The 20,229-nt window shown below is 27.3% G+C and carries 24 protein-coding genes and 2 pseudogenes; 13 read left to right on the top strand and 13 right to left on the bottom strand.

Features of this window, described 5'->3' with window-relative positions:
* Positions 1-38: 38 nt before the first annotated feature.
* Positions 39-1,694 (top strand): hypothetical protein, encoded by a 1,656-nt coding sequence (locus DIC82_02505; protein ID AWK50030.1) that lies wholly within the window; start codon positions 39-41, stop codon positions 1,692-1,694.
* A gap of 17 nt (positions 1,695-1,711) precedes the next feature.
* Positions 1,712-2,572 carry a prenyltransferase gene (locus DIC82_02500; GenBank protein ID AWK50029.1) on the top strand — a complete coding sequence of 287 codons (861 nt, stop codon included), beginning with the start codon at positions 1,712-1,714 and terminating at the stop codon, positions 2,570-2,572.
* A 65-nt stretch (positions 2,573-2,637) separates the two neighbouring features.
* Here DIC82_02500 and DIC82_02495 read toward each other — a convergent pair whose 3' ends face one another.
* The 3 genes from DIC82_02495 to DIC82_02485 form a co-directional block, all read right to left on the bottom strand.
* Positions 2,638-4,248: an IS66 family transposase gene (locus DIC82_02495; GenBank protein AWK50028.1), complete on the bottom strand. Its 1,611-nt coding sequence runs from the start codon at positions 4,246-4,248 to the stop codon at positions 2,638-2,640.
* Between the two features lie 99 nt (positions 4,249-4,347).
* Entirely contained in the window at positions 4,348-4,698 is a 351-nt protein-coding gene (locus DIC82_02490; GenBank protein AWK50027.1) for an IS66 family insertion sequence hypothetical protein, read from the bottom strand.
* Positions 4,691-5,014, bottom strand: a complete 324-nt coding sequence (locus DIC82_02485; GenBank protein AWK50026.1) for a hypothetical protein — start codon at positions 5,012-5,014, stop codon at positions 4,691-4,693. Before DIC82_02485 ends, DIC82_02490 begins: the two co-directional genes overlap by 8 nt.
* Positions 5,015-5,202: 188 nt before the next feature.
* Between DIC82_02485 and DIC82_02480 the strand changes: the two genes are divergently transcribed.
* On the top strand, positions 5,203-6,168 hold the full coding sequence (locus tag DIC82_02480; GenBank protein ID AWK50025.1) for a polysaccharide biosynthesis protein GtrA: 966 nt from the start codon (positions 5,203-5,205) through the stop codon (positions 6,166-6,168).
* 714 nt (positions 6,169-6,882) lie between these two features.
* Here DIC82_02480 and DIC82_02475 read toward each other — a convergent pair.
* The 4 genes from DIC82_02475 to DIC82_02460 form a co-directional block, all read right to left on the bottom strand.
* The gene (locus tag DIC82_02475) at positions 6,883-8,523 is read right to left on the bottom strand and encodes an IS66 family transposase (protein ID AWK50024.1); all 1,641 of its coding nucleotides are present in this window, start codon (positions 8,521-8,523) and stop codon (positions 6,883-6,885) included.
* A gap of 228 nt (positions 8,524-8,751) precedes the next feature.
* Positions 8,752-8,943 carry a hypothetical protein gene (locus DIC82_02470; GenBank protein AWK50023.1) on the bottom strand — a complete coding sequence of 64 codons (192 nt, stop codon included), beginning with the start codon at positions 8,941-8,943 and terminating at the stop codon, positions 8,752-8,754.
* Positions 8,936-9,259: a hypothetical protein gene (locus DIC82_02465; protein ID AWK50022.1), complete on the bottom strand. Its 324-nt coding sequence runs from the start codon at positions 9,257-9,259 to the stop codon at positions 8,936-8,938. Before DIC82_02465 ends, DIC82_02470 begins: the two co-directional genes overlap by 8 nt.
* A gap of 56 nt (positions 9,260-9,315) precedes the next feature.
* Positions 9,316-10,410 (bottom strand): hypothetical protein, encoded by a 1,095-nt coding sequence (locus DIC82_02460; GenBank protein ID AWK50021.1) that lies wholly within the window; start codon positions 10,408-10,410, stop codon positions 9,316-9,318.
* A gap of 91 nt (positions 10,411-10,501) precedes the next feature.
* Between DIC82_02460 and DIC82_02455 the strand changes: the two are divergent.
* The 5 genes and pseudogenes from DIC82_02455 to DIC82_02435 all read left to right on the top strand — a co-directional run bounded on the left by DIC82_02455 (position 10,502) and on the right by DIC82_02435 (position 12,642).
* Positions 10,502-10,690, top strand: a pseudogene (locus DIC82_02455) (UTP--glucose-1-phosphate uridylyltransferase).
* Between the two features lie 184 nt (positions 10,691-10,874).
* Positions 10,875-11,081 (top strand): hypothetical protein, encoded by a 207-nt coding sequence (locus tag DIC82_02450; protein AWK50020.1) that lies wholly within the window; start codon positions 10,875-10,877, stop codon positions 11,079-11,081.
* Between the two features lie 24 nt (positions 11,082-11,105).
* Positions 11,106-11,177 (top strand): annotated as a pseudogene (locus tag DIC82_02445) (transposase).
* 338 nt (positions 11,178-11,515) lie between these two features.
* Positions 11,516-12,169 carry a hypothetical protein gene (locus DIC82_02440; GenBank protein ID AWK50019.1) on the top strand — a complete coding sequence of 218 codons (654 nt, stop codon included), beginning with the start codon at positions 11,516-11,518 and terminating at the stop codon, positions 12,167-12,169.
* 2 nt (positions 12,170-12,171) lie between these two features.
* On the top strand, positions 12,172-12,642 hold the full coding sequence (locus DIC82_02435) for a hypothetical protein (GenBank protein ID AWK50018.1): 471 nt from the start codon (positions 12,172-12,174) through the stop codon (positions 12,640-12,642).
* 271 nt (positions 12,643-12,913) lie between these two features.
* Here DIC82_02435 and DIC82_02430 read toward each other — a convergent pair whose 3' ends face one another.
* Positions 12,914-13,489 carry a sigma-70 family RNA polymerase sigma factor gene (locus tag DIC82_02430; GenBank protein ID AWK50017.1) on the bottom strand — a complete coding sequence of 192 codons (576 nt, stop codon included), beginning with the start codon at positions 13,487-13,489 and terminating at the stop codon, positions 12,914-12,916.
* A 294-nt stretch (positions 13,490-13,783) separates the two neighbouring features.
* Between DIC82_02430 and DIC82_02425 the strand changes: the two genes are divergently transcribed.
* From DIC82_02425 to DIC82_02415, 3 genes are all read left to right on the top strand, one after another.
* Entirely contained in the window at positions 13,784-14,032 is a 249-nt protein-coding gene (locus DIC82_02425) for an XRE family transcriptional regulator (GenBank protein AWK50016.1), read from the top strand.
* Between the two features lie 71 nt (positions 14,033-14,103).
* Entirely contained in the window at positions 14,104-14,703 is a 600-nt protein-coding gene (locus DIC82_02420) for a hypothetical protein (GenBank protein AWK50015.1), read from the top strand.
* Between the two features lie 142 nt (positions 14,704-14,845).
* A complete protein-coding gene (locus DIC82_02415; GenBank protein ID AWK50014.1) occupies positions 14,846-15,943 on the top strand; it encodes a hypothetical protein in 1,098 nt (365 codons plus the stop codon).
* A gap of 111 nt (positions 15,944-16,054) precedes the next feature.
* On the opposite strand, the gene DIC82_02410 is transcribed toward DIC82_02415, so the two are convergent.
* The 4 genes from DIC82_02410 to DIC82_02395 all read right to left on the bottom strand — a co-directional run bounded on the left by DIC82_02410 (position 16,055) and on the right by DIC82_02395 (position 17,775).
* Positions 16,055-16,618, bottom strand: a complete 564-nt coding sequence (locus DIC82_02410; protein AWK50013.1) for a sigma-70 family RNA polymerase sigma factor — start codon at positions 16,616-16,618, stop codon at positions 16,055-16,057.
* A 323-nt stretch (positions 16,619-16,941) separates the two neighbouring features.
* The gene (locus tag DIC82_02405) at positions 16,942-17,160 is read right to left on the bottom strand and encodes a DUF2922 domain-containing protein (GenBank protein AWK50012.1); all 219 of its coding nucleotides are present in this window, start codon (positions 17,158-17,160) and stop codon (positions 16,942-16,944) included.
* A gap of 77 nt (positions 17,161-17,237) precedes the next feature.
* Complete coding sequence (locus DIC82_02400) at positions 17,238-17,462, bottom strand: hypothetical protein (GenBank protein ID AWK50011.1); 225 nt, start codon at positions 17,460-17,462, stop codon at positions 17,238-17,240.
* A 112-nt stretch (positions 17,463-17,574) separates the two neighbouring features.
* Positions 17,575-17,775, bottom strand: coding sequence for a hypothetical protein (locus tag DIC82_02395; GenBank protein AWK50010.1), 201 nt, complete (start codon positions 17,773-17,775; stop codon positions 17,575-17,577).
* Positions 17,776-18,036: 261 nt separating this feature from the next.
* On the opposite strand from DIC82_02395, the gene DIC82_02390 reads away from it, so the two are divergent.
* Positions 18,037-18,429: a nucleotidyltransferase gene (locus tag DIC82_02390; protein ID AWK50009.1), complete on the top strand. Its 393-nt coding sequence runs from the start codon at positions 18,037-18,039 to the stop codon at positions 18,427-18,429.
* 160 nt (positions 18,430-18,589) lie between these two features.
* Here the strand turns inward: DIC82_02390 and DIC82_02385 are convergent, their stop codons facing one another.
* Positions 18,590-19,726, bottom strand: coding sequence for a cell wall-binding protein (locus DIC82_02385; GenBank protein ID AWK50008.1), 1,137 nt, complete (start codon positions 19,724-19,726; stop codon positions 18,590-18,592).
* A gap of 160 nt (positions 19,727-19,886) precedes the next feature.
* Between DIC82_02385 and DIC82_02380 the strand changes: the two genes are divergently transcribed.
* A complete protein-coding gene (locus tag DIC82_02380) occupies positions 19,887-20,009 on the top strand; it encodes a hypothetical protein (GenBank protein ID AWK50007.1) in 123 nt (40 codons plus the stop codon).
* The last annotated feature ends 220 nt before the right edge of the window (positions 20,010-20,229 follow it).

The raw sequence follows: 20,229 nt of genomic DNA, 5'->3' as shown, positions 1-20,229 counted from the left end.
AAGAAAGTTTTTAATTTGTGATAGGGGTAGAATAGAGTATGGAAAAGAGAAATGATATTGCACAATATGTGCATAATGTATATATACAATTGCTTATATTGTGCTTTATAATATTTGCATTAGCAATTTCTTGTCTATTTTTAAAAATTGGAATAAATACATTTATAATACCTATTGCATATTTAATTAGTATATGCTTAGGATTTGTTATGATAAAAAAAAGAGATGTAAGACAATTTTTAATTATAGAAGTTATTGTATTGACTATTATTATAATAACCTTAATTTTAACTGGCAACTTTTATGATATATCATGGGATGGAATGTGGTATCATCAAAATGCTATTATTGAATTAAATAATGGATGGAACCCAATATATGAAAAGCTAACTGGAGAAGGAGCTTTATGGAATAACTATTATGGTAAGTATTCAGAAATTATGCAGGCATGCATACTCTCTACATTTAAAAATATTGAAATGGGAAAGATGATAAATGTACTATTTATGATTATGGCAACATTATATAGCCTTTATATATTGCTATTAAGATTTAAGTTTAATTATGCACATAGTTTAGTATATGCTTTATTAATAGGATTTAATCCAGTTTCGATATATCAAATGTTGAGTTTTTATCATGATGGAATACTAGCTTCTCTTTTAATAATTTGTGGATGTATGATATTAGATTTAGAGAAAGATGATTCTACAATAAAATATATATTTTTAGTTATGATAGGCTGTATTGGTGTAAATATTAAGTTTACATTACTTGGGTATGTCTTTGCTATTGGCGGAATGTATATATTATATCGTCTAATTAATAAAAGAAATATTAAAAAGTTAATCATATCTGCAAGTATGATTTTAGTTATAGGAGTAGGAATTTTGGGATTTAATCCATATATGATTAATTTACAAGAAGGAAATCATATATTTTATCCATTAATGGGACAAGGAAAAGTGGATATTATATCATATAATCAGCCTAAAAGTTTTGCAGAAAAAAATTGGATAGAAAAATTTATGACATCGATATTTTCAGAAAGTGATAATATTAATGAGGTTGCAAAGGGAGATCCAGCAATAAAAGTACCTTTATATATTAATGAAGAGGAAATAAATGTCTTTAAAATGCCAGATGTAAGAATAGGAGGCTGGGGGCCATTATTCAGTGGAATGCTGATATTATCTATAATTATTTATATTAGACAAAAGTATGAAAAGAAATCTATAAGTTTATTTTTATTAGGTATATTAATTACAGTAATAATGAATCCAGAGGCATGGTGGGCAAGGTATACACCACAATTATATTTAATACCAATTATAGTATTTAGTACATTTAGCTTAGATATTCAAGAAAAAAAGGAATATGGTAGAAGAGGGATTTTTTGTAAAATAATTGAATTAGCAGTGGTATTAATATGTGCTCTGAATATAACATTTGTAGCATATAGCTATTTTAAAGCAAACGTCCAAAGTACTAAAACAATAAATAATCAATTAATAGCATTAAAAGATTCAAATATAGAGGTATATATTAAATCAGATAAGTTTAAATCGTCTTGCCTAAAAAGACTAGATGATAAGCACATAAGTTATAAAATAGTAAAAAATATGGATAATGAAAAAACATGGACATCATTTAGTACATCTAGAAATACAATATATTTTACTAAAGTGAACTAGATATGGAGGATATAAAATTGAAAAAATATTTAAAATTAATGAGAGTCCAGCATTATTTGAAAAATGTGCTGATTTTTTTACCACTTGTCTTTAGCCAAAATTTATTTGATATTGAATTACTAAAGAAGACTATATTGGGTTTTTTTTCATTTAGTATTCTTTCATCTATTGTCTATATAGTTAATGATATTAATGATGTTGAAAAAGATAGAAAACATCCTAAAAAATGTAATAGACCAATAGCTTCTGGAGATATATCTGTAAAATCAGCTTATAAGTTAGCAATATTTATATTAATAATCGGGATTATTTTTAATTTTTTTGCATGTGGATTTAGTATAATGAGTTGGGTATTTATAATTACATATTTAATAATTAATTTTGCATATAGTATGGGGTTGAAAAACTTACCCATTATAGACGTCAGCATTTTGGTATCAGGATTTTTAATAAGGGTTCTATATGGTTCGTCAATTACGGGTATAGAAACTTCAAAATGGTTGTATCTAACAGTTATAGCTATGTCTTTTTACCTAGGATTAGGGAAAAGAAGAAATGAATATCAAAATCAGGGGGATAAAACAAGAAATGTATTAAAATATTATAATCATGATTTTCTTGATAAAAATATGTATATGTGCTTAGGATTAACAATTGTATTCTATGCGCTATGGTGTGTTGATCCTGTTACAATAGAAAGATATTCAAATAGCAATATTGTATGGACAGTTCCACTTATAATGCTAATTTGTATGAAGTACAGTCTAAATGTTGAAGGTGAGTCAGATGGTGATCCAGTTAGTGTCGTTTTAAGTGATAAAGTATTAATAGGAATGGTAAGCGTCAAGGAATCGACGCGTAGCGGTAGCATAATTTAAGTGATAAAATAAACCCAACAGAAAAACTTATATTCTCTGTTGGGTATAATTTTATATAGAAATAATTATTTGGTAGTCTTAATGCGCAGTTCATCTGGAATGCCTTCAGACCATGGCATACATTTTTCTAGTATGTCCCTTTCCTTAACTTCTGAATTTGCAAACATTTCAAATAAATATACTAAATACTTTTCCACTGCTAAGCCATTAGCTTTAGCCGTCTCAGTAATACTATAAAGCACTGCACTTGATTTTGCGCCTTTTACTGTCTTGGAAAACATCCAGTTTTTTCTGCCAATTACAAATGGCTTTATAGCTCTTTCAGCTGCATTATTATCAATTTCAAGGCATCCATCTGTCAAGAAAGTTTTCATATTTGGTAACAACTTTTGAGCATATGCGAGTGCTTTGCCTAATGGACTTTTAGGAAGGGCATTAACAATTTCAGTATCTACATATTCTTTAAATTTATTAAAAATAGGAGCAGATTTCTTAAGCCTTATTGTATGTCGATCACCATAATAATCATCACTGCCTATATATTGTTCCCTTAAATCCTTTTCAATTTCATAAAGTTGCTCACAATAATTAAACCCTTCTAATGCGTGAGACTGCTTTAGAGCTTCAGGGTTTAATGTTGATATTATATCAAAGAATTTTCTTCGAATATGGGCCATACAGTATAGTCTTTTTATATTCTTAACTTTATTATAGCCATCATATCCATCTGTTTGAAGATATCCCGAGAAACCTTCAAGAAATTCTTCAGCACAAGTGCCAGATCTTGTTTTCTGATAATCATATAAAATTATCTGATTCTCTATGCCTCCGGAGCGATATAGCCACATGAACCTTTTTGAGTTGGAGTCTTTTCCGTTTTCTTCAATAACCTTCACATAGGTTTCATCAGCATGGATATAATTTCTTCTTAAGAGTTCATCTTTCATATAATCAAAAACAGGCTGAAGTTCATTTGCACAACTTATTATCCAGTTAGATAATGTCTGCCTTGAAAGATTAACATCCATCATCTTAAAATATGATTCCATTCTATATAATGGCATTGCATATTGATATTTCATGCTCACAACATGAGCTAATAATTCATTTGAAGCCATACTCTTATATAAGAAAGTATTTGGCATTTTTGCAGAAATTATATTGGATTTATCAGCATCCGCTTCGCAATTTTTGCAAGCATATGTATATGAAATATGTTCTTCTATGTAAAGTTCTGCTGGTTTATATTTTAAAATTTCTTTTGATTTTTTTCCTATTACTACTAAATTAATTCCACATTTATCGCAAACTGCTTCGGATTCATCAAGTTTGTGTTCAATTGTAACTCTAGCTAGGCCGGATAAATTATCTTTCTTTCCTAAATGAGAAGATGATTTTTTTCTTGTATATGTAATTTCTTCAATAGTAGGCTCATCTATTTTAAGATCACTGTTTTTTTCAGCATCATTAAAAAGTGAGAGCTGTATTGAATCAACTTGTTCACTAGATTGTCCAAAAATCTTTCTGTTTTTATTAAGAATCTGTCCTTTAAGAAAAGCCAATTCCTTTTTTAAATCATCAATTTCCTTATCTTTTGATTTAATGTCTTTTTCCATTTTAGAAATCAATAATTTTGTTTTTTCATCAAGTTGATCTTCTAAATTTAAAATATCCATCCTTATACCTCACAATAAATATAGGGATATATTACCACAAAACCCTCAATTCCGAAACTTGTAAAAGTTCAAAATTAAGGGTTTACAGCAATATTTGTTTTAAAAGCTATTTCTTACTTCAATTGGCTTAAATTTAGACTTAGTTCTAACTTCATATCCCATAAGCAACCATTTCAATTCCTCTTTGTTGATTTTAAGAGCTTCGTCTGGAGTCATCGGCCATTTTAATTTACTATTTTCAAGTCGGAAATAGTACAACCAGAATCCTTCATCAAAGTGAAGTATCTTAATTCTATTCATTTGCCTATTGCAAAAAACAAACAAGACTTTTTCAAACGGATCTAACTTTAGCTGCGTTTGCACAATCACTACTAGTCCATCAATACTTTTTCTCAAATCTGTTATTCCACATGCAAGATAAACTGTATTAACTTTATTAAGATTAAACATTTGTAATCAAATCCTTAAGTAGATTACTCAAAACAGCTATTTCATTAGCCGGTACATATATTTTAGCTGCTCCTATTTCTATTATTATATTAGGTCTATCAGTTGGAACCACTGTGATTTCAGTTGTTACTCTTTCTTCTCTCATGGAAATTGCATGAAACTGTAAATTATTATCTTCATCCTTAAATTTCTTTTTATAGTAATAAAATTGACTTTTAGTAATTTGATTTGCATTGCAGAATTTTCCTAACGTTCCTTCGTAAGAAGAAAACGCTGCAACAATTTCTCTCCAATTTATATTTTCATTATTGTTCATATAAATAAACCTCCATTGCTAAAATCTATGTTAATTTTAACAATGAAGGTTTATATTTATCTATCCGTTAATTTTTTTACGCTTACTAGGAATGGTATTTGTATACATGATTATCACATTATTAATAATATACATATAATTTAATTTTTATAGATTAACTATATAAAAATTAATGGGGGAAAGAAAAAATGAATGTTTATGATTTTGATAAAACTATTTATGATGGGGACAGTACAATAGACTTTTATTTATTTTCACTAAAGAGAAAACCATCACTACTTAAATATTTTCCAATTCAAATCTATGGATTTATAAGATATATATTTGGAAACTATACAAAATTACAATTTAAAGAAAAGTTTTATTCTTTTCTAAAAGGCTTAGATAATATCGATCACATGATTAATGTTTTTTGGAATGAAAAGCAATTTAAAATTAAAGAATGGTATTTATTTAATAAGAGAGATTCAGATTTAGTTATTTCTGCCTCTCCTGAATTTTTATTAAAACCAATATGCAAAAAGATTGGGATAGAAAAATTAATAGCTTCTAAAGTAAACAAGTATACGGGAATATGTGAGGCTGAAAATTGTTATGGTGAAGAAAAGGTGATTGAACTAAAAAAACAGTTTCCTAACGTAAAGATAGAATCGTTTTACTCTGACTCTTTGTCGGATGAGCCTCTCTCGAAAATAGCTAAAAAATCATATATAGTTAGTCAAACAAAGATAATTGAGTGGGGTAAATATAATCCTAGTAAGCTAAAAAAGATTAAAACAATACTTTTAACTAAGCAATTTATTAAATTTTTATTTATAGGTTGCATTAATACTATAACTGGGATTTTATTTTCAAGTATTTATTCAATATTTTTAGATGTTAATATTTCATTTATAATTGGATATTTGTCCTCAATGCTTATATCATATATTTTAAATAGCAGTTTTGTCTTCGAGGAACAGTTGAGCTTTAATAAGTTCATAAAATTTTTCATATCTTATATTCCTAATTTTATTATACAAAATATAATGGTATTTTTATTTTATAATATATTTACATGGAATAAACTCATTGTATTTGCTTTAGCGGCAGTTATTGGTGTACCAATCACGTTTATTCTTATGAAAGTATTTACATTTAGAAAGAGAGATTAGATTGTTAGAATAAAAATATTACTTTAAGTAGAATACAGATGAGTCTAAAACGTGATTATTATATTAATTTTTTAAGAGAGTCAGCTGCAATTAATATTATTATAATACATACTGCTTTTTGGTCTGGAAGTTCATACGTACCTACTATTATTCGCAGTATAACATTATTGATAGATGTTCCATTCTTTTTTTTTTTGCAGGATGGAGTTTTTCACATGTTAATTCGAGTATAAAAAATATTAAAGGTATTTTAAAAATTCAGGAAAAATATTTTTTATTTTTAGTAATATATACTCTTATTGTATTACTATTTAGTAGAAATGAAGTTTCAGCATTAAATTTTTTAAATCAATTCTTTTATGAAAGAGTTACAGAGCCTAAATTATTACCAGTTGTTATGAGTTAAGTATGGTTTTTACATAATATATTTTTTGTTGGAAATTCTAAAATACAATCTATAGCCTATTATCCGAAACTACCTATTTTAATTATAATGTGGGTATTTATTTTGGTTTTACCACTTCCCTATATAGTAAATTCTATATTAATTCAACTTGAAAATTTATTTATGAAAATAAATTAAATACTAAACTATATATGTTGTAAAGTAAGCGTCAAGGAATCGACGCGTAGCGGTAGCATAATTTAAGTGATAAAATAAACCCAACAGAAAAACTTATATTCTCTGTTGGGTATAATTTTATATAGAAATAATTATTTGGTAGTCTTAATGCGCAGTTCATCTGGAATGCCTTCAGACCATGGCATACATTTTTCTAGTATGTCCCTTTCCTTAACTTCTGAATTTGCAAACATTTCAAATAAATATACTAAATACTTTTCCACTGCTAAGCCATTAGCTTTAGCCGTCTCAGTAATACTATAAAGCACTGCACTTGATTTTGCGCCTTTTACTGTCTTGGAAAACATCCAGTTTTTTCTGCCAATTACAAATGGCTTTATAGCTCTTTCAGCTGCATTATTATCAATTTCAAGGCATCCATCTGTCAAGAAAGTTTTCATATTTGGTAACAATTTTTGAGCATATGCGAGTGCTTTGCCTAATGGACTTTTAGGAAGGGCATTAACAATTTCAGTATCTACATATTCTTTAAATTTATTAAAAATAGGGGCAGATTTCTTAAGCATTATTGTATGTCGATCACCATAATAATCATCACAGCCTATATATTGTTCCCTTAAATCCTTTTCAACTTCATAAAGTTGCTCACAATAATTAAACCCTTCTAATGCGTGAGACTGCTTTAGAGCTTCAGGGTTTAATGTTGATATTATATCAAAGAATTTTCCTCGAATATAGGCCATACAGTATAGTCTTTTTATATTCTTAACTTTATTATAGCCATCATATCCATCTGTTTGAAGATATCCCGAGAAACCTTCAAGAAATTCTTCAGCACAAGTGCCGGATCTTGTTTTCAGATAATCATATAAAATTATCTGATTCTCTATGCCTCCGGAGCGATATAGCCACATGAACCTTTTTGAGTTGGAGTCTTTTTCGTTTTCTTCAATAACCTTTACATAGGTTTCATCAGCATGGATATAATTTCTTCTTAAGAGTTCATCTTTCATATAATCAAAAACAGGCTGAAGTTCATTTGCACAACTTATTATACAGTTAGATAATGTCTGCCTTGAAAGATTAACATCCATCATCTTAAAATATGATTCCATTCTATATAATGGCATTGCATATTGATATTTCATGCTCACAAAATGAGCTAATAATTCATTTGAAGCCATACTCTTATATAAGAAAGTATTTGGCATTTTTGCAGAAATTATATTGGATTTATCAGCATCCGCTTCGCAATTTTTGCAAGCATATGTATATGAAATATGTTCTTCTATGTAAAGTTCTGCTGGTTTATATTTTAAAATTTCTTTTGATTTTTTTCCTATTACTACTAAATTATTTCCACATTTATCGCAAACTGCTTCGGATTCATCAAGTTTGTGTTCAATTGTAACTCTAGCTAGGCCGGATAAATTATCTTTCTTTCCTAAATGAGAAGATGATTTTTTTCTTGTATATGTAATTTCTTCAATAGTAGGCTCATCTATTTTAAGATCACTGTTTTTTTCAGCATCATTAAAAAGTGAGAGCTGTCTTGAATCAACTTGTTCACTAGATTGTCCAAAAATATTTCTGTTTTTATTAAGAATCTGTCCTTTAAGAAAAGCCAATTCCTTTTTTAAATCATCAATTTCCTTATCTTTTGATTCAATGTCTTTTTCCATTTTATAAATCAATAATTTTGTTTTTTCATCAAGTTGATCTTCTAAATTTAAAATATCCATCCCTATATCTCGCAATAAATATAGGGACATATTACCACAAAACCCTCAATTCCGAAACTTGTAAAAGTTCAAAATTAAGGGTTTACAGCAATATTTGTTTTAAAAGCTATTTCTTACTTCAATTGGCTTAAATTTAGACTTAATTCTAACTTCATATCCCATAAGCAACCATTTCAATTACTCTTTGTTGATTTTAAGAGCTTCGTCTGGAGTCATCGGCCATTTTAATTTACTATTTTCAAGTCGGAAATAGTACAACTAGAATCCTTCATCAAAGTGAAGTATCTTAATTCTATTCATTTGCCTATTGAAAAAAACAAACAAGACTTTTTCAAACGGATCTAACTTTAGCTGCGTTTGCACAATCACTACTAGTCCATCAATACTTTTTCTCAAATCTGTTATTCCACATGCAAGATAAACTGTATTAACTTTATTAAGATTAAACATTTGTAATCAAATCCTTAAGTAGATTACTCAAAACAGCTATTTCATTAGCCGGTACATATATTTTAGCTGCTCCTATTTCTATTATTATATTAGGTCTATCAGTTGGAACTACTGTGATTTCAGTTGTTACTCTTTCTTCTCTCATGGAAATTGCATGAAACTGTAAATTATTATCTTCATCCTTAAATTTCTTTTTATAGTAATAAAATTGACTTTTAGTAATTTGATTTGCATTGCAGAATTTTCCTAACGTTCCTTCGTAAGAAGAAAACGCTGCAACAATTTCTCTCCAATTTATATTTTCATTATTGTTCATATAAGTAAACCTCCATTGCTAAAATCTATGTTAATTTTAACAATTAAGGTTTATATTTATCTATCCGTTAATTTTTTTACGCTTACGATTTTAATAAATAAATTTTCAAGTTGAATTAATATAGAATTTATTATATAAGAAAGTGGTAGAACCAAAACAAATACCCAAATTATAATTAAAATAGGTAGCTTAGGATAATAGGCAATAGATTGTATTTTAGAATTTCCAATAAAGAATATATTATGTAAAAACCATATATTTAATGAATGTTTTCCTAGTAATATTAGGGTTCTGTTTACTACACTATAATTAATAATGGATGTTATATTAATTATAGAGAATATAAAGAAAGGTACACAAAGTATATCTATATTAGTTCCGGAAATTAATTTGAATTTTGTTCGGAAAGCAAATATTAAAAGACAAAGAAAAAAATATATATAAATATTATCTAAGTCCAAATGAATAAATTTATGTTTTATGTATTGAAAAATGTTAAACTTAGCAAAAATATATCCTAACATTAGAATAGGTACCCAATAGAAAAATTCATATACAAAATTAATTGGAATTAGCGAGCTATATCCTTGTTTTATAATAAGATAGTTAATAATGTTAAATGGAATAATTGAGATAAAAATAGAATAATAGCAGTTATTCTTTATTAATTTTTTTAATAATGGGAAAAATATTATAATTTCAATATAAAATCTAACATACCATGCAAAAGTAATATATGATGTCTTATAAGCGAACATATTTAGGAAAATATCCTTCAAATTAAAATTGAATTTACCTAAATATATTTTAATTGGAATAAAAAGTAGGATCATAATAATCCAATAGTTTGATAAAAATTTAATTAATTTTTTAAAACTTTTTCTATAATAATTATTCTTATTATATGAGAAAAACATGCCATACCCAGTTACAAATAAAAATAAACCCACACATATTTTGTTGAAGGTGGCAATAACTTGTTCAAGGGGGAGATTGTTAATAGTCAAGCCTATAGGAATATAGCAATTTGGAGCTATTATCCATTTGGGAAAGCCAAAGAAATGATGTATAATCATTAGTATTATTGCGATTCCTTTTAACAGAGTAGTAGTATTTTTATCAAATTTGAAAGTATTTTCAGTAGTATACATATAAAGCCTCCTATTTTAATGATATAATCAATTATATCATCAAATACAAATTATTAATAATAGTATCAAATTTTCTGAAAAAATTACAGACGAAACACCCTGCTTAAAACAACTTATTGATTGTTATAATGAATATAAAACGACTATATTAGGAGTGCAAATAGTAGCAAAAGAAGATGTATCTAAGTATGGTATAGTTGATGGAATACAAATATATGATAGAGTTTGCAAAGTAAAAGGATTAGTTGAAAAGCCATCTGTTGAAGATGCCCCTTCTAATAGCAAGAGGGTCATTTCATTCCCCTCAACAACCTCAAAGGTCTAAAATTTTCCAGGTACAAGTTTTAAATTAATATATAATTAGATAAGACAGATAAGATAATAAAGATCTTATCTGTTTTCTGTTTAAATAAAATATTTATGTCTATACTTCAGATAATGAAAAATTATAGGGAGAAATAATGATGCCAACAGCAAAAATCACATGGTATAAGGGAGCTATTTATCATATTAGCAACCTCACTCGCACGGAGCTCGGAAGCACCCCAGGGAAAACAAAAGTTTCCAGGTACAAACACTTTACTATAATTAAATGTTTAGTAAGGTGTTTTTCTTTTTTAAATATTGTATATCAAAGAGATATTTCTAAAAATATATATCCATTGTTTTGATTAAAGCGAATGGAACAAAACAGTAATAAGAAATACAATTATATTGGTCATTTATTTCAAGATAGATATCATTCAGAACTTATTGAGGATGATAAATAAATGTCAGAAAATAGCAGGTGTGTTCGTTTGAATCCAGTAAAAGCAAAAATGACAGATATACCAACAAAAGCAACCTCAGCCCTTCGCACGTTGGAAGTACCCCGGGGAAAATAAAAATTACCAGGTAGAAGTTTAAAATAATATAGAAATAAAGATAACAGGTAAGATGAATTAATTAAAATCTTATCTGTTTTTGTTTTAAGCAGATAGCTTATGGGATATAATATTAATATGAAGTTAATATTATAGGAACGTAAGTATATGAATTCTAATAACAACTTTAGCAATTCAATATGAATTAAAGTTATTAATGAAAGATATGGTGATTGAGGTAAATGAGTAATATAAAAACTGTTTATCATGGCAGTACTGATATTGTTAAAGTACCTGTATATGGATATGGCAAAATAAATAATGATTATGGTATAGGATTTTATTGTATAGATGATAATAGGGCAGGTAGTCTTTGGTCAGTAAACAAAGGAGAAGATGGATATAATAATAAATATGAAATAGATATAGAGGGATTAAATATATTAAATTTAGATAAAGATGATATTTTGTTATGGATGGCTATATTATTGAATAATAGAATTCCTAATAATCTAGATGATGATGTTGAATTTATTAGAAGAAAGTTTATTAAGAAATACTTAAAGATAGATGTAAAAAATTATGATATAATTACCGGATATAGAGCAGATGATAGTTATTTTCAGATAGCTGAAAGTTTTTTATCTAATCAATTAGCATTAGAAGTTTTAGCAGATGCGCTAAACTTAGGAAAGTTAGGCAGACAATTTGTTTTAATTAGCAGTATAGCATTTGATGAAATTAAGTATGTATGTAGTGATTTGTGTAGTGCTAATGAATTATATGATGATTATCTTATGAATGATAAAACAGCCAGACTTTACTTTAGACAATTATTACAGAAAAGTTTTAATGATGGTAAAACTTTTGTAAGAGATTTATTAGGAGGGAGATAGTCTTGGATAATAGGAATAATAAATATGTAACTTATGATGAAGTTTATTTTACTGATATAGAAAAACAAATTATATCGGCATTTCAAGATGGAAGTAGTCTTCTTCCGAGTATTGATATACCTTGGATGATTAAATGTTTTATGAAATCAACCCATAGGAAAAAAGTAGAGCAAGGGCATCCTTATTGGATAGGGAAAATAGGAGCAGTAGTAATAAGAGATTTATTAGAAAATGTTGATTACCAAAAGAGCGATAAGGATAAATATTATTATGGAAACAAACTGTATTGGATAGGAAAAGTTTATAATTATGTTAGCTATAAATATGATATACCATGTAGTAAATTAATAGATTTAATAACTGTAGATGATATGCTAAAGCAATATGTAACTATGCATGAAACAGGATTAGAGCATACAGCAGAACATTTATATGAGGTATTTATCCAAGATAAGATACGTGAAATAAAATAACAAACAAATTAAACACTCCATTAATCCAAGTAGCAGAATGAAGGATTTAATCAATGGCAAGATATAAAGTAGAATTTTTACAATCTGCAATAGATGATTTAGAATAAATAAATATTTTGAGAGTTTTACGCGGAGATAGAGATTATCCATCTATTTTTAATAATATGATGAAAAATTAGTCACAAACTCATTTACCAACACCCAGAGGCTCGCAAATTAACAAATACAAGCACTTCACTAAATTTAATGCTTAGTGAAGTGTTTTTTTGTTTTAAAAATTTAATACAGATAACTCCTTTTTTATTTTGTCTAATACCCCCTTTTTCTTGCTATAAGCTGTGGAGTAGCACATATTTTTCAAATGAGCATAATTTTTCAAAGAATTATTTTTAAAGTAAACAAACAATATTAATTCTTTATCTTCGCCGTTTAAATTATTAATTATTGCTCTTAGTGCTTCAAATTTTTCCTTAGTACATAATATTTCTTCTAAATTCAAATGCGTAGAATGAAGTTTATGTTTTAAGTTATAAGAGAAAGATAATGCCTCAAATCCTTCAGAAGACCTTCTATTTATGCTTTTTTTTATTAGATAATTAATACTATTTGTTATTCCATTGGTAGCATAAGCAACAAACTTATGTTTACTCAAATCGTATAAGGAAACGCATCTAAATAATATTTGATAACATTCATTTTCTATGTCCTGCCTGTCATAGCCATTAATAAAAGTTCTATTAGAAACATTTATTATAAATGGTTTAAATTCTTCTGCTAATTTTTCTTTTGATAATCTGTTGTGGGTTTTAGCATTAGCTACTAAACTTTCAATTTCTATAAAATCCATTAAGAGAACACCTCCAAGTGTAAATAATCAAATTAATTGCAAATTATAAAATGCAATAAGTATATATATTAAAATAATATTAACACATTTAATTGTAAAAAAAAGGATGATAGCGAAAAATACATATTTCACGTAATCCTATATGAGAAGTTAAATAAAACACTCAATAAAGTAAAAAATAAGATTTATTATAGGCTAAAAGGTTTTTTTTAGAGATTTATGGTTTTGAAATAAATATGGATCTTATGTAAAATAATAACACGGACTTAATTAAGGCATGAAGGGGGAATTAATATGTATAATTTAGGGAAAATATTAACTGACACGCTTGAAAATCTTAAGTGGTATGAAAGAATAAAACGTTTAAGAAAATTTCATGATTGGTCAATAAAAAAAGCTGCTGATAAATGTATTACAACACAAAAGGCTTGGTGGAACTGGGAAAATGGTAAAGTAATTCCAACTAAAAGAAATAGAAAATTGATAGCATCTATATTTGGTGTTGACATGAAAATAATATTTGGAGAAATAAGTTTATTTTAATAGAATGAGTAAATTACAAAATAACTTAAATAAAAACGTATTCAAAGGCTGAATTTAAAATTAAAAGGGGAATGATAATGCTAAAAGGGAATTTATTAAAAAATATAAAAGTTGGAATTGATGCTATAGATATTAGTTCTATTATGGGTATAAATAAAAGAAAAAGCGCCTGTAATCTATATTTAGAAAAAATAGCTTTGCTTGAACAAGATAAAAATGTGGAAAATATACTAGAGAAAGATGCAAGTGAAGCTGATTATTGGGATTGTAATGCAAAAGAAACACTTTCAAGGGAGTTTTCAATTAGAAGTGAAAAAAAGGTCAGAAAAGAAAATAAACAATTAATAGATGAAGAATATGACTTTATTATAGGAAATATTCATAGAAAGATTGTAGGAGAAAATGCAATTTTAATATGTAAGACAGAAAACGTTTTTTTACCTAGAGAATGGGATGGGGGAGAGCTACCAGCCAGTTACTTACTTGAATGTCAACATTATATGAGGGTTTCTAAAGCTGATAAAGCATATATAGCATCATTAATTGGTGGCAAAAAATTTGTATATAAGGAAGTTTTAAGGGATGAAGAGATAATTAATATGATTATCCAAATAGAAAAAGACTTTTGGCTTAATAATGTTATAAAAAGAATTCCACCTAAAAGTAATTAACAATGAATAGTTAAGGAACAAAACTCCAAGAAGCTCTACTTGGAGTTCTTATGTTAAATTTCCTGAAGTGTTATGGAGGCTAGCTATCGGATAAAGAGCATTAATTGTGTATTCTAAATTTAAAAATATGAGAGGGCGAATTATGGGTATAATTAAATGGATTAAATTAGATCTTGGAATGAGTGATGATGAAAAAATGAAAATATTAGATTCAATGCCTAATAGGGATGTAGTTCATTATGTATGGATAAGATTACTTATTCAAGCAGGAAAGACTAATGCAGCTGGAAGAATATTTTTAAGTGAAAATATTCCATATACAAGAGAAATGCTTTCTATAATATTTAATAGACCAATAGAATTAATAGAATTTGCATTAAAAATGTTAGAGGATTTAAAGATGATAAATATTGATGAAAATAACATAATCAATATTTTAAGTTGGGATAAACATCAAAATGTTGAAAGTATGGATAAAATTAGAGAACAAACGAGAAAACGTGTTGAGAAATATAGAGCAAAGAATAAAACAAACAGAAATGAAACTGCTGAGGAGAATAATAATCAAATTGATGATTGTGGTAATACTATTAAAATTGATTTAGAAGAAAGCTCTGATAATATTGATGAATATGATTTAGAAGATGATTATGATAATACTTTTGAACAAAATTTTGAAGAGGAGTGTACTAATTATAGTAACGTTACCGTAACTAAACAGAATAAGAAAGAGAAAGAGAACAAGAATAAGAATAAGAATAAGACAGAGAGGAGTAATGAGACAGAGAAAAGGACAGATAATGATAATGAGACCAGTAATGAGACTGAGAGCAGGAAAGATAGTAATACTGAGATCGAAAGCAATATAGTGAGCAATATTGAGGTTGAAATAAGCGCTGATACTTTTAGTGAAGTTGATATACTTGAGTATATTAACAAACTTCCTAAAAAAATCAAAGGAAGCAGCTTGCATTCAATTAAGACTGCAGTGTCTATTTATGGTGGAGAGAATGTTAAATTTGCTATTGACAGAGCATTAGAAGTTAATAAACCTAGAATGAATTATATTAATGGAATACTAAAAAATTGGAAAGAAGAAGGATATCCTAAAGATTGTGCAAATCAATCAAAAGGAAAATTTAGGTATGAATCTAAAAAGCACAAAAATTTGAATTTCAATAATTTCGAACCTCGGAATTATGACTACGATAAATTAGAAAGAGCATTACTTGGCTGGTAATTGTATTTTTTTATAATACCAAGTTTAAATATATGTGTATCCAAACCAGAAATAAAGGGTACTCTTTTGTTCAGTAAGCGAAACAACAGAGTACCCTTTATTTAGGCATTTTTAAGATATAACTTGTTTCATTTTGTTTAAGATGATTCTTTTCTTTCTATTAGCTGTAGAATAGCACATATTTTTCCAATATGCATATGTTTGCAAAGAGTTATTTTTAAAGTAAACAAAAATAATCAGCTCTTTTTCATCTTCATCTAGATTATTAAAAGCTTGTCTTAATGATTCACAATCATCTTTACCACATAGCATTTCGTCTAATCCACATTCTGTAGAAGGGAGGATATGCTCTAAATTATCAGAAAGTGTTAGTGCTTCAAAGCCTTCTGAAGAACTTCTATTTTTACTTTTTCTTATTAAATCATTAATGCTATTTTTAATTCCATTAGTAGCATAAGCAACAAATCTATGTTTTTCTAATTTATACACAGAAACACATTTAAAAAGTATTCTGAAACATTCATTTTGTATATCTTTAGCATCATAGCCACTAATAAAAGTCTTATTAGAAAGATTTATTATAAATGGTGTAAATTCCTCTGCTAATCTTTCCTTTGATAATTTATTTTGAGCTTTTGCAGAAGAAACTAAGGTTTCAATTTCTTTAAAATCCATTAATATAGCACCTCCATATGTATTAAATATTAAAAATAAGCGTTGCCATAGAAAGCTAAAGCACACGTATTTTACTTTAATATATATGGTTTCAAGAAAAGTTTAACATACTTAATTGTAAAAATTATCAAGTTTAGTAATAGTTATATTGCAAAAAGACCAAACCTTTGTTTGAAAATATGATGGAGTCATCTAGTTTATCTAAATGTATAAATTTAGTGGAGTTTTTACATTCTATAATAGATGATTTAGATTAAATAGTTTTGTAGAGCAAAAGAAAAGAACGCCAAATCTTCCGTTTAAAGATTTAGCGTTCTTTTTTACTAAGCTACCTCATATTTAGTAACTTTTCTTTCAGTTAATTTAGCAGTATCTTTGCTAATAAAAGCTCCAGATTCCACAGCAAAAACATTTTTAGCTATTATGGTATCCATTAAAGCGTTAGCATCAGCTTGTGTTAATGTAGGCTTAACCCCGTTTATATTAATAGTGGATTTTAAACCATATTCAGTTATGAAAGTCATAGCTAATATATATTCCATTTACATCACCTCCTTTCTAAGTAGAGTTTTCTAAAACAATTGCTCAAAGTGTGTGCCAAATAAAGAGTATTAATTGACTAAGCGTTAACTACATTAGAAATAACATTTAAGAATGTATTTCCAGTAGAAGCTTCTAAAACGCCTTTAATAGCTTCTGCTACATCATAGGCATTTTGAGTGTCAACATCATTTCTCACATTTGAGAAAGTCCTTTTGTTGTAGATTGGATCCCCAGCTTTATCTACTGATTTTTGAACTTCGATGCTAAGAGTAGTTTCATTTACAACTTTACTTGCAGCCATTGTCTCACCTCCTTTCCGATTCATATAAGATATATGGTTAGTTTAAAAAGTTGTTCTATTTTTTAAAAATTTATTTGTTCATGAAAATCATATGGAAATATAAAAGTAAAATTTAAGAAATAATTTTAGAATTAATATTCTCGCCAGAGCTATCAATAGCCATGCCAATTTTAGCTGATATTATGGTATTGAGTTTATTGATTGAACTTGATAATGAATCTATTTGTTTCTCTAAGCGGATAAGTAAGTAAGCACTCACAGCCACAGGAAAACCAACATTTCCAATAAGTCCTATTAATTCATTAATTGTCATAAATATCACCTCCTTGTTTCTTATTAATAAAGGAAACAAACTAAATTATTTCTTTACTAATAGGGATATATGATATTTTGAGGAAATTACCATAAGTAGAGTACTATTTATTTGATAAAAATTGTGATAATTCAATAGTAGATTTTATTGAAGATATTGAATTGAATACTAGTACTTTATTAGAGTTTGATTTTTCAGATATGAAGGATATAAATGATGGGTTATTTATAGAACAGATAAAAAAGGAGGGCGTGGTTATTTATGAGAAGCGTTGATTTTAAATACATGAATTTAAAAAAATCTTATGATAGACTTGTTGAAGTAAGTAATTTATATGATGGAAAGAATGATATAATAAGAGATAGTCTAATTCAAAGATTTGAATTTACTTATGAACTTACTCATAAAACGCTTAGAGAATTCATGAAATATTTAGGTGTAACCCTTGAAAATTCATTTCCACGTACAATATATAAAAAAGCATATGTAAATAATTTAATATTTGATGATAAAGTTTGGATTAGTTTATTAGAAGATAGAAATTCTACATCATATATATATAATGAAAATTTAGCAAATGAAATTGCAAGTAGAATAGTCAATGAATATGTTGATGCAATAGGAGAATTGGCTGATAATTTAGGAAGGATTTGAAGCAAGAGAATCTTGTCTGTTTTTTGTTTTATGAATACGGTGACTGTCACCAACTAATTTGAGAAAGGCTAGGGAAGTGATTCTCTAGCCTACTTAAGATTTTAGGAAGTGCCAGCTGGAAAACAAAAATTTGAAGAAAAAATAGTTGAGTATTGTAATATTATTTGATAATACATACTCCATCAGAACCTAACTTATATCCAGCAATCATGGTATCTTTAGCCATAACTCCTGATTCGTTCAGATAATACCATTTTCCAGTAGTATCTTGTAACCATCCTGTTTTCAATGCGCCTGTTGAATCAAAATAATACCATTCATTTGCTATACTTGTCCATCCTATTGCCATAGTTCCATCAGCTTTTCTATATTGCCAAGCTGCACCTATTTGTATATTTTGTGGACTATTATTGTCGGTAGTAGGAACTGTAGTCTTATTAGTAGTATTTGTTTGGGCAGTTACTGATTTAGTTTTTCCTCTTGTTACATTTAAAAAGTATTCTCTTCGTTCGTAGTCTTCACTTTTAATTCTAATCTTTATAATATTTATTCCCTTATCTAATGATATTTCCTTTGTATATTTATTATCACCTTTAGTATCTACTTCTTTATCATTAATGAATAAATCGTAACTTTCTTGTTCTGGAACAGCTTTAATTTTAAAATACGTTTTGTTTTCATCAACATTTATGTTATATATAGATTGACTTTTATCAAAGGTAAAATTAATTATTTCATTATTGGAATATAAAAGCAATTTATTTAAATAAATATCATCATAATCTTGTGTAGTTACAATTTCAGTTTCTAATTCAGAATCATCTTCTCCATTATCTTCTCTTTCTACAATAAGCTTATATTCTATAGTGTATTCATCATCAGTAGAATTTTTAGAATCATAAAGTCTTATATAAATTGATTTTTTTTCACCTTTTTCAATTTTTATTGAACTATAAATATCAGTAAGCTTTAGACTATCATTTCCTACAAATCCCCTTGTATCCGCAGCATTAGTTTCAATTAAGTTTAATTTAATATTTGTTTGATTTGAAGGAATTTTTGAGTAACTAACAAGTGGAACTTTATCACCACTTTTTATTTTATAGTCACTTTTATATGATTTACTACTATAAATTCCTATTCCAGAAATTCCTGAGGATATCTTTAAGCTAGTTAGTTTATTGTCAGAATATGCATATGCATATTGATTTCCTATGTGTATAGTTGATGGTACCCATGTTGAAAAAGCTGTACATATAATAGTAAATGCAATTATCTTTTTTAAATTGTTATTCATAGTAAATTCCCCCACCCATAATAATCATGTATACGTTTATATTATAACATCTAACATTTGCTTTATAAACTGTGAAATAATATAAAGTTTTTATTTATAGTGATAAAACTGGTAAATACATTGATGCTGATTATAATTTAGGTAAAATAATTCAGGAGCAATGAAAACAGGCTGGCTAAATGATGGCGGTAATTGGTATTATCTAAATATATCAGGTGAAATGCCTTCAAATGCAACAGTGAGCGGCTATAAACTAGATACAAATGGAAATTGGGTTAGGTAGATAAGTGAGAGTCCAAAAAGTGATGCTAAAAATTTTATATTTGGTAAGCAGAATTTTCTCTTTGAGCTTTTATATTTGGTTCCTCCTTAAAAAATGATTTTGGTGTGAGTCGAGTTTAATTAAATAATTTAGTGTGAATCACTTGCACTGTACTAAAAACATGAATTGCAAGTATAAGGTATAGAGTAATAATAAACAGATAAGATTAGGTAATACAATA

This window comes from Clostridium beijerinckii (assembly GCA_003129525.1).
Taxonomy (GTDB): domain Bacteria; phylum Bacillota; class Clostridia; order Clostridiales; family Clostridiaceae; genus Clostridium; species Clostridium beijerinckii_D.
This window is presented reverse-complemented; position numbering and strand designations above follow the sequence as displayed.